The following is a 13957-nucleotide window of genomic DNA, read 5'->3' on the forward strand; positions in this document are numbered from 1 at the left end:
CTTTTCGGGTCGGACGGAGGGGCTGCTCGACCCCTGCGGCGATTCGCGCGTCAGGCGACGCCCAGAGCACGGTCGACGAGGGCGATCACGTTCTCGGTGCCGCTGCGCGTACCGACGCGCCCGGCCGCCTCCGCCATCGCGGTCAGGCGTGCCGGATCGTTCAGCACCGGCACCACGAGTCCGCGCACGGCGTCGCCGTCGAACGTCGCATCGTCGAGCAGCCTGGCCGCACCCGCCGCGACCGCGGAGGCCGCGTTGAGGCGCTGCTCGCCGTTGCCGACCGAGTACGGGACGTAGAGCGCCGGGATGCCGAGGGCGCTGATCTCGCTCACGGTCGCGGCACCCGACCGCGAGACGATCAGATCGGCCAGCGCGAACGCGAGGTCCATGCGGTCGACGTAACGGCGCAGGGCGTAGCCGGGCACCTCGGGATCGGCGAGGTCGCTGCGCTCACCCGTGACGTGCAGGAGCTGCCATCCCGCGGCCAGGATGTCGGCCCAGGAATCGGCGAGCGCGTCGTTGAGCCGCTGCGCGCCGAGCGAACCGCCGAACACGAGCAGCACGGGGCGGTCGGCGTCGAGACCGAAGTGCTCCGCGGCCTCGGCACGCGTCGCCGCGCGGTCGAGCTCGATGACCTCGCGACGCAGGGGCATGCCGACGACCTCGCCGCCGCGCAGGGGCGTGCCGTCGAACGCCACGCCGGTGGCCGCCGCGCCGCGGGCGCCGAGCACGTTCGCGAGACCGGGCTTGGCATTCGCCTCGTGCACGACGAACGGGACGCGCTCACGACGGGCCGCGACGTACGCGGGTGCCGAGGCGTAGCCGCCGAATCCGACCACCACGTCGACCTCGTGCGCCCGGATGTGGTCGCGCACCTGGGCGATCGCGCGGCGGAAGCGCGACGGGAAGCGCACGGCCTGTGCGTCAGGGCGACGCGGGAACGGCACCTTGTCGACGATGAGCAGCTCGTAGCCGCGGGCGGGCACCAGACGGGACTCCAGCCCTTCGGCGGTGCCGAGGACGAGGACGCGCGCACCGGCATCGCGGGCGCGGAGCCCGTCGGCCACGGCGAGCAGGGGGTTGACGTGGCCGGCGGTTCCCCCGCCGGCGAGAAGGTACGTGGTCACCGTGCGACCCTACCCCGCCCCGATCCGCGAACAGCCGAGAGCGCTCGTGCGCCCGCCTTCTCATCGGTTCCCGGGAGCGTGCGCGCGAACGCCAGCAGCACGCCGCACGCGATGAGGACCGCGAGAAGCGCCGTGCCGCCCTGCGACATGAACGGCAGCGGGACGCCCATGACCGGGAACACGCCGATCACGACGCCGATGTTCAGAACGGCCTGTCCGGTGATCCACACCGTGATGCCGCCGGCGGCGATGCGGATGAAGGGATCGTCGGTCTTGCGGATGATGTGGAAGGCCCCCACGGTGAAGATCGTGAACAGCGCCAGCACGACGATGCAGCCGATGAGCCCGAGTTCCTCGCCGACGATCGCGAAGATGAAGTCGTTGCCGGCGGCGGGCAGCCATCCGTACTTCTCCTGCGAGTTGCCCAGTCCCACGCCGAACACACCACCCGAGGCCATGCCCCAGATGCCGTGGATCGACTGGTAGCAGTCGCCCGTGTAGGCCGACATGTCCGAGCAGGTGGCCGTGATGCGGCGCATGCGGTCGGGGCTCGTGACGGCCAGCGTGATGACGGCGATCACTCCGAGGATCACCGGCAGGATGAACAGACGCAGCTTGACGCCCGAGAAGAACAGGCAGCCGAGGAGCACGAGCACCAGCACCATCGCGGTTCCCAGGTCCTTGCCCGCGAGCACCGTGCCGATCGCGAGCGCGCCGACGGGCACGACGGGGATGAACACGTGGTGCCAGGTGCCGAGCATCGTGTGCTTGCGCATCAGCACGTACCCGATCCAGATGGCGAGCGAGAGCTTGAGGAACTCGGCCGGCTGCAGCGTGAAGCCGGCGATCCTGATCCAGTTGCGGTTTCCGCCGTCCTCGATGCCGAGCGGGGTGAACACCAGCAGCTGCAGGGCGATCGCCGCGAAGAGCGCGGGCCAGGCCATGCGCTTGAGGAAGCGCATGGGCATGCGCGAGAGCAGGAACATGAGCGGGATGCCGAGCACGGCGAACACACCCTGGCGCAGCGCGCCGTCCATGGGGTTCTCGCCGCGCGCGACGGCGGTCGCGCTCGTGGCGGACAGGACCATGACCAGTCCGAAGATCGTGAGCAGCAGCGCGGCCGACGCGATCATCAGGAACTCGGTCGACAACGGTGTGAACCGGCGTCCGAGCGACACCCGTGCGGCGAGACCTCTCGCGCCGCTCGCGTCAGAGCGCGGGGGGCGTTCGACCTGCGTCATCGTCGCTCCCCCGGTCTATCCAGTCCCGCACCGCCTCGGCGAAGCGGTGTCCGCGATCCGCGTAGCTCGTGAACTGATCGAAGGATGCCGCGGCGGGGGCCAGCAGGACCGTTCCCTCACCGTCGACGATCCCCGCAGCGATCTCCACCACGCGGTTCATGACGTGACCAGTCTCGCCAGCATCCACCTCGAAGACCGGCACCGCGGGCGCGTGTCGCTCGAATGCCGCCACGACCTCTGCGCGCTCCACGCCGATCACGACGGCCGCGCTGGCGGTCGTCCCCGCGGTCGCGACGAGCTCGGTGATGTCGACGCCCTTGAGGTCGCCTCCCACCACCCACACGGCGCCGGGGTAGGCGCGCAGCGAGGAGGCCGCGGCGTGGGGGTTGGTCGCCTTGGAGTCGTCCACCCAGGTGATGCCGGCGTGCCGGGCGACGATCTGGATGCGATGCGCATCGAGACGGAAGCCCTGAAGAGCCGTGTGGATCGCCTCGGGCGCCACGTCGAGAGACCGCGCGAGGGCGCTGGCCGCGAGCACGTTCTGCACGATGTGCGGTGCGGCGAGTCCCGCGTCGTCGAGGTCGGCGACCGTGGTGAGCTCGAGCGCGCTGCGCGCCCTGTCATCCAGGAACGCGCGGTCGACGAGCAGACCGTCGACCACTCCGAGGTCGCTGGGACCCGGCACGCCGAGGTCGAAGCCGATCGCACGCGCTCCGTCGACGACCTCCGCGTCCTCGACCATGACCCGGGTCGCCTCGTCGGCCTTGTTGTAGACGCACGCCACACGGGTGTTGCGGTACACGAGCGCCTTCGCGTCTCGGTAGGCGCGGGCGCTGCCGTGCCAGACGAGGTGGTCGTCGGCGAGGTTCAGGCACACGGCCGCATGCGGGAACGGCTGCCCCTCGGGCTGCGCGAGTCCGAGGTACCACAGCTGATGGCTCGAGAGCTCGACCACGAGCACGTCGAATCCGGCGGGGTCGCGCACCGCGTCGAGCACGGGGACCCCGATGTTGCCGCACGGCGCAGCGCGCAGGCCGCCCTCCACCATCAGCGTCGCCGTCAGCTGCGTCGTGGTCGTCTTGCCGTTCGTGCCGGTGATGAGCACCCAGTCGGCGGGCGAGCCGTCGGCGCGGGTGACCTTGTCGCGCACCCGCCAGGCGAGCTCGACGTCGCCCCACAGGGCGATCCCCGACTCCTGGACCCAGCGGATCACGGGGTGGGACGGGGAGAACCCGGGCGAGGCGATCACGACGTCGGCGGCGAAGTCGACGAGCGCCTGCGGAACCTCGGCCAGCGACCCGAGCTCGAGCCGGGCGCCCACGACGGGCACGAGCTTCGCGTACTCCTCGTCGGCGGATTCGCTGAGCACGAGGACCTCGGCGCCGAGTTCGGTCAGGGTGTCGGTGACGGAGAAGCCGGTCATCGACAGCCCGAGCACCGCGACGCGGAGCCCCGACCAGTCGGCGCTCCAGCTCGTCAGCGTCGCGAGCCGTGCGTCAGCCGACACGGGTCAGCCACTCGACGTAGAACAGGCCGACGGCCGACACCGCGAGGAGACCTGCGATGATCCACATGCGCACGACGATCGTGACCTCCGACCATCCGCGCATCTCGAGATGGTGGTGGAACGGGCTCATCAGGAACAGGCGCTTTCCGCGCGTGACCTTGAAGTACGCGCGCTGCAGGATCACGGAGCCCGACGCCATCACGAACACGCCGGCGATCACGAACAGCAGCAGCTCGGTGCGGGTGAGGATCGCCATCGCGGTGATCACGCCGCCGATCGCCATCGACCCGACATCGCCCATGAACACCTTGGCCTTGGGCGCGTTCCACCAGAGGAACCCGATCAGGCTCGCGGCGAAGGACGCCGCGATGATGGCCAGGCTGAACGGGTCGCGCACCTCGTAGCATCCGCCGATCGCAGCCTTCTCGACGCCTTCGCCGACGCACGACTGCTTGAACTGCCAGAACGCGATCAGGCTGTACGCGCCGACGACGATGACGCCCGCACCGGCTGCGAGACCGTCGAGCCCGTCGGTGAGGTTCACGCTGTTGGAGGTCGCGACGCCGATGACCGAGATCCAGAGCAGGTACAGCGCCCAGCCGAGCACGACCGTGAACGCGAACAGGTTCAGCCACGGGATGTCGCGGAACAGCGAGATCGACCCGGATGCCGGAGTCTGATCGAACTTGTTGGGGAAGTTCAGCGCCACGATCCCGAACGGGATGATGACGAGGAGCTGTCCGATGATCTTGCGCCAGCCGGAGAGCCCGAGGCTGCGCTGACTGCGCACCTTCATGTAGTCGTCGATGAAGCCGACGGCGCCGAAACCGATCATCAGCCAGATGACGAGCAGGGCCGAGAGCGCGGGGGTGCCGCCGCCCACGTAGACGCCCGTGAAGTAGCCCACCATGGTGCCGAGGATGAAGATCACGCCGCCCATCGTGGGCGTGCCGCGCTTGGCCTCGTGGCTGGGATTCTCGATCGCCTCGGGGGTGCGGATGACCTGACCCCATCCCCATTTGCGGAAGAGCCGGAGGAAGACGGGAGTCAGGAAGAGAGTGAAGGCGAGCGAGATGGCCGCCGCCATGATGAGAGACCTCACGAGAACGATTCTCCCAGACGATCGCCGAGATGCCGGAGGCCCACGGAGTTGGATGACTTGACGAGCACGCGATCGCCGTCGCGGAGCTCGGTGCGCAGGTACTCGAACGCCGAGTCCTGGTCAGGGAAGAACACGGCCTCGCTGTCCCACGAGCCTTCGCCGATCGCGGAGATGTAGAGGCGCCGGGCTTCCTGCCCGACGACCACGATGCGCTGGATGTTGAGGCGCACGGCGAGCAGTCCGATGCGGTCGTGCTCCTCGCCCGCCGTCTCGCCGAGCTCGCTCATCGCGCCGAGGACGGCGACCGTGCGCTCGTCCGGCCCCGTGATCTGCGCGAGGGTGCGCAGCGCCGCGGCCATGGAGTCGGGGCTCGCGTTGTACGCGTCGTTGATGATGCGGACGCGGTCGCTGCCCAGGGGCTGCATGCGCCAGCGCTCGGCGATCTCCACCGTCTCGAGGCGCGCGATCGCGTCGGCGGCCGAGACACCGAGGACGCCGGCGGCCGCGATCGCGGCGAGGGCGTTGTTGACGTGGTGGGCTCCGAGGACGCGCAGGTGCAGAGGACGACTCTCCCCCGCGGCCTCGATGATGCAGTCCGTGCCGGCCGCCGTGACCTCGAGGTCACGCGCACGCACGTCTGCGGCAGCCCCCTGTCCGAAGCCGACGACGGTCATCCCGCGCGACACGGCGAGATCGCGCATGGCGGCGACACGGGGGTCGTCGACGTTCAGCACGGCGGTGCCTGCGGGCACGGCGGCGGCGACGAGCTCGGACTTGGCGCGCGCGGTGGCCTCGATGCCCCCGAACCCGCCCGCGTGGGCGAGGCCGACCATGAGCACGACGGCGACGTCGGGCTCGACGAGTCCGGCCAGTCGGGCGATGCTGCCCGGCGCATCCGCTCCGAACTCGCTGACGAGGTACCTGGTGTCGTGCGTGATCCTCAGCATCGTGACGGGTGCGCCGACCTCGTTGTTGTACGAGTTGATGGGGGCGACGGTCTCGCCCTCGTCGGAGAGGATGCGCGCGAGGAAGTTCTTGGTGGTCGTCTTGCCGTTCGACCCCGTGATGCCGACGATCTTCAGACTCCCGCCCGCACGCACACGCGCGACGACCTCACGGGCGAGATCGGCGAGGGCGGCGACCGCATCGGGCACGACGATCTGCGTGATCTCGTCGTCGACGGGGTGCTCGACGATCGCGAGGACGGCGCCGGCGGCGAGAGCTGCACCGACGAAGTGGTGGCCGTCGGTCTCGGCACCCGGCTTGGCGACGAAGATCGACCCCGGCGCCATGTTCCGCGAGTCCGTGTCGACCACGCCGTCGACGAGAGTGTCGGGCGCGACGGCGCCGACGAGCCGGAGATCACCCCCGAGGACGGCGGCGATCTCAGCAAGCGACAGGGCGATCATGACGTCTCCAGGCGCAGCAGGCGCCGATTCATTCGAACTTGGGAAGCAGTGCGTCCATCGGGGTGGAGGACGGCATCACGCGGTAGGTCTTCATGGTCTGGGTCATGGCCTTCTGGAAGGCCGACGCCGTCGCCGCGGATGATGTGATTCTAGTCGGCTGGTCGAGGGTGACCACGACGACGTACTGCGGATCGTCGACCGGAGCGAAGCCCACCATGCTGGTGTAGTACACACCCTGCTTGTAGCCGCCGTTGCCGTCTTCGATCTGCGCGGTACCGGTCTTGCTCGTCACCCGGTACCCGGGTACCTGGATGCGCTCGGCGTTGCCGCCCTGCACCGCGACGTTCTCCAGCATGCGCGTGAGGTCGGCCGCGGTCTGCGGCTGGATGATCTGCTCGGACGCCGGCGCGTCGGGCGTCACGACCGTGCCGTCGGCCGCCGTGCACGACTCGATGAGCGACAGCCCGATCTTCTCGCCGCCGTTCGCGATCGCCTGGTAGGCACCCGCGAGCTGCGGTGCGGTCACGGTGAAGTACTGACCGAAGGTGGTGGTGTACAGCGACTGGTTGTCCCAGTCGCTCGTGGGGTGGAGCAGGCCGTTCGCCTCGCTGGGGAAGCCGATGGTCGACTCGCCGACCCCGAATCGCTGCAGGTAGTCGTACCGGACATCGGGGCTGACCATGGTTCCGAACTTCGACAGGGCGACGTTCGAGGAGTCGATCAGCGCGCCGGCGAGCGTGTACTGGTAGGTGGGATGCACGAAGGCGTCGTTGATCACCGCGCCGTTGTCGAACTTCTCCCTCGACGATGCCGACACGGTGGGGCTCGTCATCGTGACCCCGCCGTTCTCCATGACAGCCGCGGCGGTCACGGCCTTGAACGTGGATCCGGGCTCGAACGGGTAGGAGAACAGCTTGCTGACGAGAGTGCCGTCCTGCGATGCGGCGTTCAGGTCGTTGGGGTCCATGGTCGGCCACTCCGCCGCCGCGCGGATCTTCCCCGTCTTCACCTCGACGACCGTGACGGTGCCGCCCTGGGCGCCCTGCGCCTGGGCCTCCTCCGCGATCATCTGCTGCATGTACCACTGCAGGTCGGCGTTGATGGTGAGCTGCACGGTGCCGCCGTCGACGGCATCCGTCTTCGTCTCGCTGCCCGGGATGATCACGCCGTCCTTGCCGGTGCGGTAGCTCTCCTCCCCGTTGGTCGGCGCGAGGCAGCGATCGTCCATCTTCTCGATGCCCGCCTGCGCTGTCCCGGTGCCGTCGAGGAAGCCGACGACGTTGCCCGCGACGGCGCCGTTCGGGTACACGCGCGTCTCGCGCTCCTCGAAGTGGAGGTAGGGCACGCCCTCGGCCTTGAGCTCCTTGAGCTGGATGTGCTGCTCGGCGGTGAGACCCTTCTTGATCTCGAACCACTGCGACTCGGGGTTCGCCGCGTGTGCGGCCTCGACACCGGTGCGCAGGGTCTCCGCATCCAGTCCGGTGATCTCGGCGATGCGCTGGGCGGCGTCGGCCCAGGTGATCGTCGGCGGCTTCTTCTCGTCGGTGTCGATGAGGTTCATGACCTTCGGGTCGACGTTCCAGTCGTACACCGCGACGCTCTCGGCGAGCACGTTGCCGTTGGCGTCGACGATGGACCCGCGGTCTCCGTAGATCGGCGTGCCCTTCGAGATGAACTCGAGCGACTGCGTCACGTGCTCGTCGGCTCGCACGATCTGGATGTCGACGAGGCGCACGATGAACGCCGCGAGGATCGACAGGATCACGGCCAGCGCGACGACCGTGCGTCGCCGCGGCGTCCGGGTGGCTCGTGTCGTCATGGAGTCTCTCCGTCAGATCGTGTGTCGGGTCATGATGGGGCTATCGCGTCGTGGGGCTCGGGAGCCCGTCGGTGATCGCGGGAGGCAGTTCCTGCTGCGTCGCTCCGGCGGCGTCGTCAGCGGTCTGATCGTCGGCGTTCTGCACCGTGGCCGCCTGCAGCAGGGCGTTGGCCACGGCTCCGGCGCCGTTCGGGTCGATCGTCGACGTCCCACCGGCGCCGGTCCCCTGCCCGAACACGGCGCCGTCGCTGAGGCGCAGGTACGAGGGCGAGCCTGCGACGACCATGCCGAGAGACGCCGCGCCACTGGCCAGCGCCTGCGGCGAGCTGAGTCCCGTCAGATCCTCTTGGAGGGCATCCGTGCGGAGATCGAGGTCGTGCTGCTGCGAGGTGAGGCCGGCGAGGAGGAACGAATCCTGCGTGATCGCGAGCGAGAGACCGATCTGCGCGGCGCCGATCGCCATGGCGCCCGCGAGTGCGACGATCGCGTACGCGAGTCTGGGCTTGCGTCGGGCCGGCGGTGCCGTGACGGGCTCGAGGCGCCGACGGGGCGATCTGCTCGGCGCCGGGTTCTGCGCCGGCCGAGCCGGACGGACGCTCGCCAGGAGACTCATGAGTCACGCACCTTCTCGGCGGCCCGCAGGCGCACCGGGATCGCACGGGGATTGCGGGCTCGCTCCTCGTCGTCGGCGAGTTCGGCGCCGCGCGTGAGGATGCGGAAGCGCGGGGCGTGCTCGGGCAGCTCGACGGGGAGTCCCTGGGGAGCCGTCGAGGCGGCCCCGGCCGCGAACGCCTGCTTGACGAGGCGGTCCTCGAGCGACTGGTACGACATCACGACGATGCGACCGCCGACCGCGAGTGCCGACATCGCCGCCGGGATCGCGTCGCCGAGGACGCTCAGTTCGGTGTTGACCTCGATGCGCAGCGCCTGGAAGACGCGCTTGGCGGGGTGGCCCGCGCGCTGGGCCGCCGCGGGCGTCGCCGCGACGAGGATGTCGACGAGTTCGCCGGATCGCAGGATCGGCTGCCTCTGCCGCGCCTCGATGATGAAGCGGGCATAGCGACCGGCCAGCTTCTCCTCGCCGTAGCGTTCGAAGATGCGGCGGAGGTTGCCCTCGCTGTACGTCGCGATGACCTCGGCGGCCGTGACGCCCTTGGTCTGGTCCATCCGCATGTCGAGCGGAGCGTCCTTCGAGTACGCGAACCCGCGCTCGGCCTCGTCGAGCTGCAGCGATGAGACGCCGAGGTCGAACAGGATGCCGGCCGCGCCCTGCGCGTGCAGCCCGATCTCGTCGTAGACCGTGTGCACCAGCGTGATGCGGTCACGGAACCGCGCGAGCCGCTCCCCCGCGATGCGCAGGGCGTCGGTGTCGCGGTCGAGGCCGATCAGACGGATGTTCGGGAACCGCTCGAGCAGCGCCTCGGAGTGCCCGCCCATGCCCAGCGTGGCATCGACGAGAACGGCTCCGTCGGCCTGGAGGGACGGCGCCAGCAGCTCGATGCAGCGCTCGAGCAGCACGGGGGTGTGGATGTCGCGGAGGTTCATGATCTCTCTCGGGTGACCTCTGTGTGTCGGGGACCAGGGCCCTGATCCCCCTCCGCTTCGCGACCCGGCACCGGGGAAGTGTGTCGGGGCGGGAGCGGCGGGGCATCACGGCCGTGGTCAGAACAGTCCCGGGATCACCTCCTGCTCGAGGTCGGCGTAGCTCTCCTCGCCGGCGGCGAGGTAGGTGTTCCAGCTCTCGGCATCCCAGATCTCGGCATGGGCGCCGACACCGGTGACGATGAGCTCTTTCTGCAGGCCCGCGTACTGACGGAGGTGCGCGGGGATGGTGATGCGGTTCTGACTGTCGGGCATCTCCGCGCTCGCTCCGGAGAGGAACAGACGCATGAAGTCACGCGCCTGCTTGTTCGCGAGCGGCGCCTGACGGATCCGCTCATGCATCGCCTCGAACTCGGCCGTGCTGAAGACGTAGAGGCAGCGCTCCTGACCACGCGTGACGACGATGCCGCCACCCAGGTCCTCGCGGAACTTCGCGGGCAGGATGACCCGCCCTTTGTCGTCCAGCTTCGGTGAGTGCGTACCCAGCAGCATCGGCCATCACCCCCTCTGCGTCCGGCCAAACTCGAGGTGCGCCCCACTTTACTCCACTTTCCTCCACAAACCTATGGTCAACCGACAGTTTTCTCCGCCGAGTTGCCGGGAACGACAAAGAGACCCGCGTTTTCACGCGGGTCTCTCAGAGTTCAGGCGGGTGGAGGAGAGTGGAGGCCCAGTGGAGGGAAGATCCCGAGCCAGGGATGCCGGGACACCGAACTCACGACGAAGGCCCGGATGCTGCGTGCATCCGGGCCTTCGTGGAGATGAGGGTCAGCGACCGTCCTGGCGACGATCCCATCGATCGTTCATGCGGTCCATGAACGAGGCGGAGCTCTGCGGCTTCGATGCCGATCCCCGCTCGCGCGGCGCGGCGGAGAGCGGACGTCGTACGGGAGTGACCGCGAGCATGACCCCGCCGAGCATGGCGGCGAATCCGATCACGCCGACGACGACTCCCCACACGTCTCCCAGGATCACGCCGACGATCAGTCCGCCCACACCGGCGAGGAGCAGAAGCGCTCCGTAGACCAGATTGCGATAGCTGAGTGCTCGGTCGCCTGATGGCGCACTCACGACATCGGCGTCATTGTGCAGGAGATGGCGTTCCATCTCATCGAGCAGACGCTGCTCCTGTTCGGAGAGTGGCATTTCGTCCCCCTCGGGTATGGTCTCCTCATTCTACGCGCGGTATGAGCCTCCGGGCTAGCCGTTCGACCCCAGTTCCCTTTACGTATGCTGGGAGTCGTGTCGTCCCCCTCCCTCGTCCCCGACGCCGTCGCGACCCGCCTCCGGATCTTCCTCGAGCGGATGCGCGCCGAGTCCGTCGAGTACGGCCCTGATGCGGCCGCCCTCGAGGAGTCGGCGGCCCAGACGCTGCTCGGCGGCAAGCGGTTGCGCGCGCGCTTCTGCCACGCCGGGTGGCGATCCGTCGCCCGTCACCGCGACCGCACCGCCGTCGAGGCCGACTCCCTGTGGGACGTCTGCGCTGCGCTCGAGATCTTCCAGTCCGCTGCGCTCGTGCACGACGACCTGATCGACAACTCCGACACCCGGCGAGGGCGCCCGGCCGCGCACCGCGCACTCGAGAGCGCCCACCGCTCTGCGGGGTGGTCCGGCGACGCCGAGGCCTTCGGGCGGTCGTCGGCCATCCTTCTCGGCGACCTGCTCGTCGCCTGGAGCGACGACCTGTTCGAGGATGCCGTGGAGACGCTGCCCCACGCGCACACCGTCCGCCGCGAGTACGCACGCATGCGCCGCGACGTGACCGTCGGACAGTTCCTCGACATCGCCGAGGAGTCCGCCTGGAGTGTGCACGCGACCGATTCGCACGTCGAGCGGGCTCTGCGGGTGGTGTCGCTGAAGTCGGCGAGATACAGCATCGAGCAGCCGCTCGTCCTCGGCGCCGCTCTGGCACAGGCCGACGAGGAGCAGCTGCGCGCCCTGCGACGCTTCGGTCATCCGGTCGGCATGGCCTTCCAGCTCCGCGACGACGTTCTCGGGGTCTTCGGCGACGCCGCCGTCACCGGCAAGCCCGCCGGCGACGATCTGCGCGAGGGCAAGCGCACCGTGCTGGTCGCCCTCACCCGGCAGGCGCTCGACGCCTCGGCGCGCGCACTGTTCGACGAACTCCTCGGCGACCCGGAGCTCACGGCGGCCCAGGTCTCGTTCCTGCAGGCGACCATCGAAGGATCCGGTGCGCTCGACACGGTGGAGAGCATGATCGCGGACTACGCGAAGGATGCCGATCGCGCGCTGTCCGGCGCGCGGCTGGACAACGCCGCGGTCGGCGACCTGCGCGATCTCGCCCGCGCGGCGACCGTGCGCGCGGCCTGACGCGGCGCGCCGTTCCGCTCAGGCGAGCGTGCGGGCGATGCGACGCACTTCGCTCTTGTGGCCGGCCAGCAGGGCCGCGATCGGAGAGCGGCCGAGGGTGTCGTCGTCGGCGAGGAGCCAGTCCACGACCTCATCGTCGCTGAATCCCGCATCCTGCAGCGCGATCACGGTGCCGCGCAGCGACGACAGGGGGTGCCCGTCGACGATGAAGACGGCGGGCACGGCGAACACGCCCGACCGGCGCGAGCCGATCAGATAGTGCTCGTCGATGAGACGGCGGATGCGGCCGAGCGGCTCATCCAGCACCTCGACGAGGTCGGGCATCGTCAGCCAGTCGGTGGGGGTGACCCCGGCGTTCTCGGTTTCGCTGTTCGCAGACTGCTCAGACACGTTGCCCACTATCTCACTTCCTCGCCTCCGGCGCATTTCCCGCAGCCGATATGCCACATCCGTCACACACGTCACTTCTGTTGACTTCCGTATACATACGTGTCAGCGTGGGCAGACGCCGAACGAAGGGGAAACCCGTGAGACAGCACGCACAGCGACAGCATGCCGCCGCATCGCGGAACGCGGCACGCCGCACGACGTATCTGCAGATCGGCGTCCCCGCCGCCGTGCTCGGGGCTCTGACCGGCCCCCTGGCCGTCGCGCCCGCCGTCGCGGACACTCCCGTGGCCCCGGTCGAGAGGTCGCAGACGCTCGGTCGGGTCGTCCCGCTGCAGACGGCACCCGCATCGTACGTCGTGCAACCCGGCGACACCGTCGCGTCGATCGCGGGTCGCTTCGGCCTGCGGACGGTCGACGTGCTCACCTGGAACGGCCTCGGCTGGCGATCCGTGATCTACCCCGGGCAGACGCTCGCGCTCAGCGGCGCTGCGGCGCCCACGGCAGCTCCGGTCAGCACTCCTGCGCCCGTCGCCGCGGCATCCCACGTGGTGGTCGCCGGCGACACGGTGTTCGGCATCGCTCAGCGATACGGGCTCACGGTCGACGCGGTGCTGGCCGCGAACGGGCTCACCCGCGCATCCGTCATCTACCCGGGGCAGAGCATCGCGCTGTCGGGTGCTCCTGCGCCCGTCGCCGCCGCGGCGCCCGTCACGGTGCCGGCACCGGCACCGGCACCGGCACCGACGGCCACGGGCGCTCCGGTGCACACGGTCGTCACGGGCGACACGCTGTTCGGCATCGCCCAGAAGTACGGCACGTCGACGGCTGCGCTCCTCACGCTGAACGGCCTGGCCGCCGGCGCGATCATCTACCCGGGACAGAGCATCGCCGTGGCGGCTGCACCTGCGCCCGCAGCGGCCGCCCCGGCCGCCGCCCCCGCGCAGTCCTTCGCCGCGCTCGACGCCGAGCAGGCCGGCAACGCCGCTCTCATCATCGGGGTCGGCCGGCAGCTCGGCGTCTCCGACCAGGCGATCGCGATCGCCCTCGCGACCGCGATGGTCGAGTCCAGCATGCGCAACCTCGCCTGGGGCGACCGCGACTCCCTCGGGCTCTTCCAGCAGCGCCCGAGCACCGGGTGGGGCCTTCCGGAGCAGATCCTCGACGCCGACCGCAGCACCCGGGTGTTCTTCGGCGGAGCCGCCGACCCGAACGGCCAGACCACCCGCGGGCTGCTCGACATCCCCGGCTGGGAGTCGATGCGCTTCACCGACGCCGCGCAGGCCGTGCAGATCTCCGCCTACCCCGAGAAGTACGGACTGTGGGAGACGCAGGCGTACCAGTGGCTCTCGACGTACGGATGAGCGGGTTCCGGGCAAACCCGCAGGGTCGAGGGGCGAGCCGCTCCCGAGGCTTTCAGGCAGTCCTCAAT

Annotated in this window: 13 protein-coding genes; 2 read left to right on the forward strand and 11 right to left on the reverse strand. The window is 69.7% G+C overall.

Annotated features, from left to right (window positions below):
• Positions 1 to 50: 50 nt before the first annotated feature.
• The 10 genes from ACIPYT_RS16545 to ACIPYT_RS16590 all read right to left on the reverse strand — a co-directional run bounded on the left by ACIPYT_RS16545 (position 51) and on the right by ACIPYT_RS16590 (position 10953).
• Positions 51 to 1127, reverse strand: coding sequence for a UDP-N-acetylglucosamine--N-acetylmuramyl-(pentapeptide) pyrophosphoryl-undecaprenol N-acetylglucosamine transferase (locus ACIPYT_RS16545; protein WP_401076740.1), 1077 nt, complete (start codon positions 1125 to 1127; stop codon positions 51 to 53).
• Complete coding sequence (gene ftsW / locus ACIPYT_RS16550) at positions 1124 to 2368, reverse strand: putative lipid II flippase FtsW (protein ID WP_401076743.1); 1245 nt, start codon at positions 2366 to 2368, stop codon at positions 1124 to 1126. The genes ACIPYT_RS16545 and ftsW overlap by 4 nt, the downstream gene beginning before the upstream one ends.
• Entirely contained in the window at positions 2337 to 3875 is a 1539-nt protein-coding gene (gene murD, locus ACIPYT_RS16555) for a UDP-N-acetylmuramoyl-L-alanine--D-glutamate ligase (protein ID WP_401076746.1), read from the reverse strand. Before murD ends, ftsW begins: the two co-directional genes overlap by 32 nt.
• Positions 3865 to 4977, reverse strand: a complete 1113-nt coding sequence (gene mraY, locus ACIPYT_RS16560) for a phospho-N-acetylmuramoyl-pentapeptide-transferase (RefSeq protein WP_401076749.1) — start codon at positions 4975 to 4977, stop codon at positions 3865 to 3867. Before mraY ends, murD begins: the two co-directional genes overlap by 11 nt.
• Complete coding sequence (gene murF / locus ACIPYT_RS16565) at positions 4974 to 6386, reverse strand: UDP-N-acetylmuramoyl-tripeptide--D-alanyl-D-alanine ligase (protein WP_401076752.1); 1413 nt, start codon at positions 6384 to 6386, stop codon at positions 4974 to 4976. Before murF ends, mraY begins: the two co-directional genes overlap by 4 nt.
• A 28-nt stretch (positions 6387 to 6414) precedes the next feature.
• Positions 6415 to 8205, reverse strand: coding sequence for a peptidoglycan D,D-transpeptidase FtsI family protein (locus ACIPYT_RS16570; protein ID WP_401076755.1), 1791 nt, complete (start codon positions 8203 to 8205; stop codon positions 6415 to 6417).
• A 40-nt stretch (positions 8206 to 8245) separates the two neighbouring features.
• Positions 8246 to 8818: a hypothetical protein gene (locus ACIPYT_RS16575; RefSeq protein ID WP_401076758.1), complete on the reverse strand. Its 573-nt coding sequence runs from the start codon at positions 8816 to 8818 to the stop codon at positions 8246 to 8248.
• On the reverse strand, positions 8815 to 9750 hold the full coding sequence (gene rsmH / locus ACIPYT_RS16580) for a 16S rRNA (cytosine(1402)-N(4))-methyltransferase RsmH (RefSeq protein ID WP_401076761.1): 936 nt from the start codon (positions 9748 to 9750) through the stop codon (positions 8815 to 8817). The genes ACIPYT_RS16575 and rsmH overlap by 4 nt, the downstream gene beginning before the upstream one ends.
• A gap of 117 nt (positions 9751 to 9867) precedes the next feature.
• On the reverse strand, positions 9868 to 10299 hold the full coding sequence (gene mraZ, locus ACIPYT_RS16585) for a division/cell wall cluster transcriptional repressor MraZ (RefSeq protein ID WP_050723728.1): 432 nt from the start codon (positions 10297 to 10299) through the stop codon (positions 9868 to 9870).
• Between the two features lie 276 nt (positions 10300 to 10575).
• Positions 10576 to 10953, reverse strand: coding sequence for a DUF3040 domain-containing protein (locus tag ACIPYT_RS16590; protein WP_401076763.1), 378 nt, complete (start codon positions 10951 to 10953; stop codon positions 10576 to 10578).
• Positions 10954 to 11049: 96 nt separating this feature from the next.
• Between ACIPYT_RS16590 and ACIPYT_RS16595 the strand changes: the two genes are divergently transcribed.
• Positions 11050 to 12138, forward strand: coding sequence for a polyprenyl synthetase family protein (locus tag ACIPYT_RS16595; protein WP_401076766.1), 1089 nt, complete (start codon positions 11050 to 11052; stop codon positions 12136 to 12138).
• A gap of 18 nt (positions 12139 to 12156) precedes the next feature.
• Here the strand turns inward: ACIPYT_RS16595 and ACIPYT_RS16600 are convergent, their stop codons facing one another.
• A complete protein-coding gene (locus ACIPYT_RS16600) occupies positions 12157 to 12462 on the reverse strand; it encodes an Rv2175c family DNA-binding protein (protein ID WP_401076983.1) in 306 nt (101 codons plus the stop codon).
• A 203-nt stretch (positions 12463 to 12665) separates the two neighbouring features.
• On the opposite strand from ACIPYT_RS16600, the gene ACIPYT_RS16605 reads away from it, so the two are divergent.
• Positions 12666 to 13889 carry a LysM peptidoglycan-binding domain-containing protein gene (locus ACIPYT_RS16605; RefSeq protein WP_401076769.1) on the forward strand — a complete coding sequence of 408 codons (1224 nt, stop codon included), beginning with the start codon at positions 12666 to 12668 and terminating at the stop codon, positions 13887 to 13889.
• Positions 13890 to 13957: the final 68 nt, after the last annotated feature.

This window comes from Microbacterium sp. NPDC089695, from assembly GCF_044749085.1.
Lineage (GTDB): Bacteria > Actinomycetota > Actinomycetes > Actinomycetales > Microbacteriaceae > Microbacterium.

Coding starts and splice junctions, on each gene's coding strand:
- ACIPYT_RS16570 (WP_401076755.1), bottom strand. CDS start 8,205: ATGACGACACGAGCCACCCGGACGCCGCGGCGACGCACGGTCGTCGCG.
- mraZ (WP_050723728.1), bottom strand. CDS start 10,299: ATGCTGCTGGGTACGCACTCACCGAAGCTGGACGACAAAGGGCGGGTC.
- ACIPYT_RS16575 (WP_401076758.1), bottom strand. CDS start 8,818: ATGAGTCTCCTGGCGAGCGTCCGTCCGGCTCGGCCGGCGCAGAACCCG.
- ftsW (WP_401076743.1), bottom strand. CDS start 2,368: ATGACGCAGGTCGAACGCCCCCCGCGCTCTGACGCGAGCGGCGCGAGA.
- rsmH (WP_401076761.1), bottom strand. CDS start 9,750: ATGAACCTCCGCGACATCCACACCCCCGTGCTGCTCGAGCGCTGCATC.
- ACIPYT_RS16590 (WP_401076763.1), bottom strand. CDS start 10,953: ATGCCACTCTCCGAACAGGAGCAGCGTCTGCTCGATGAGATGGAACGC.
- murF (WP_401076752.1), bottom strand. CDS start 6,386: ATGATCGCCCTGTCGCTTGCTGAGATCGCCGCCGTCCTCGGGGGTGAT.
- ACIPYT_RS16600 (WP_401076983.1), bottom strand. CDS start 12,462: ATGCCCGACCTCGTCGAGGTGCTGGATGAGCCGCTCGGCCGCATCCGC.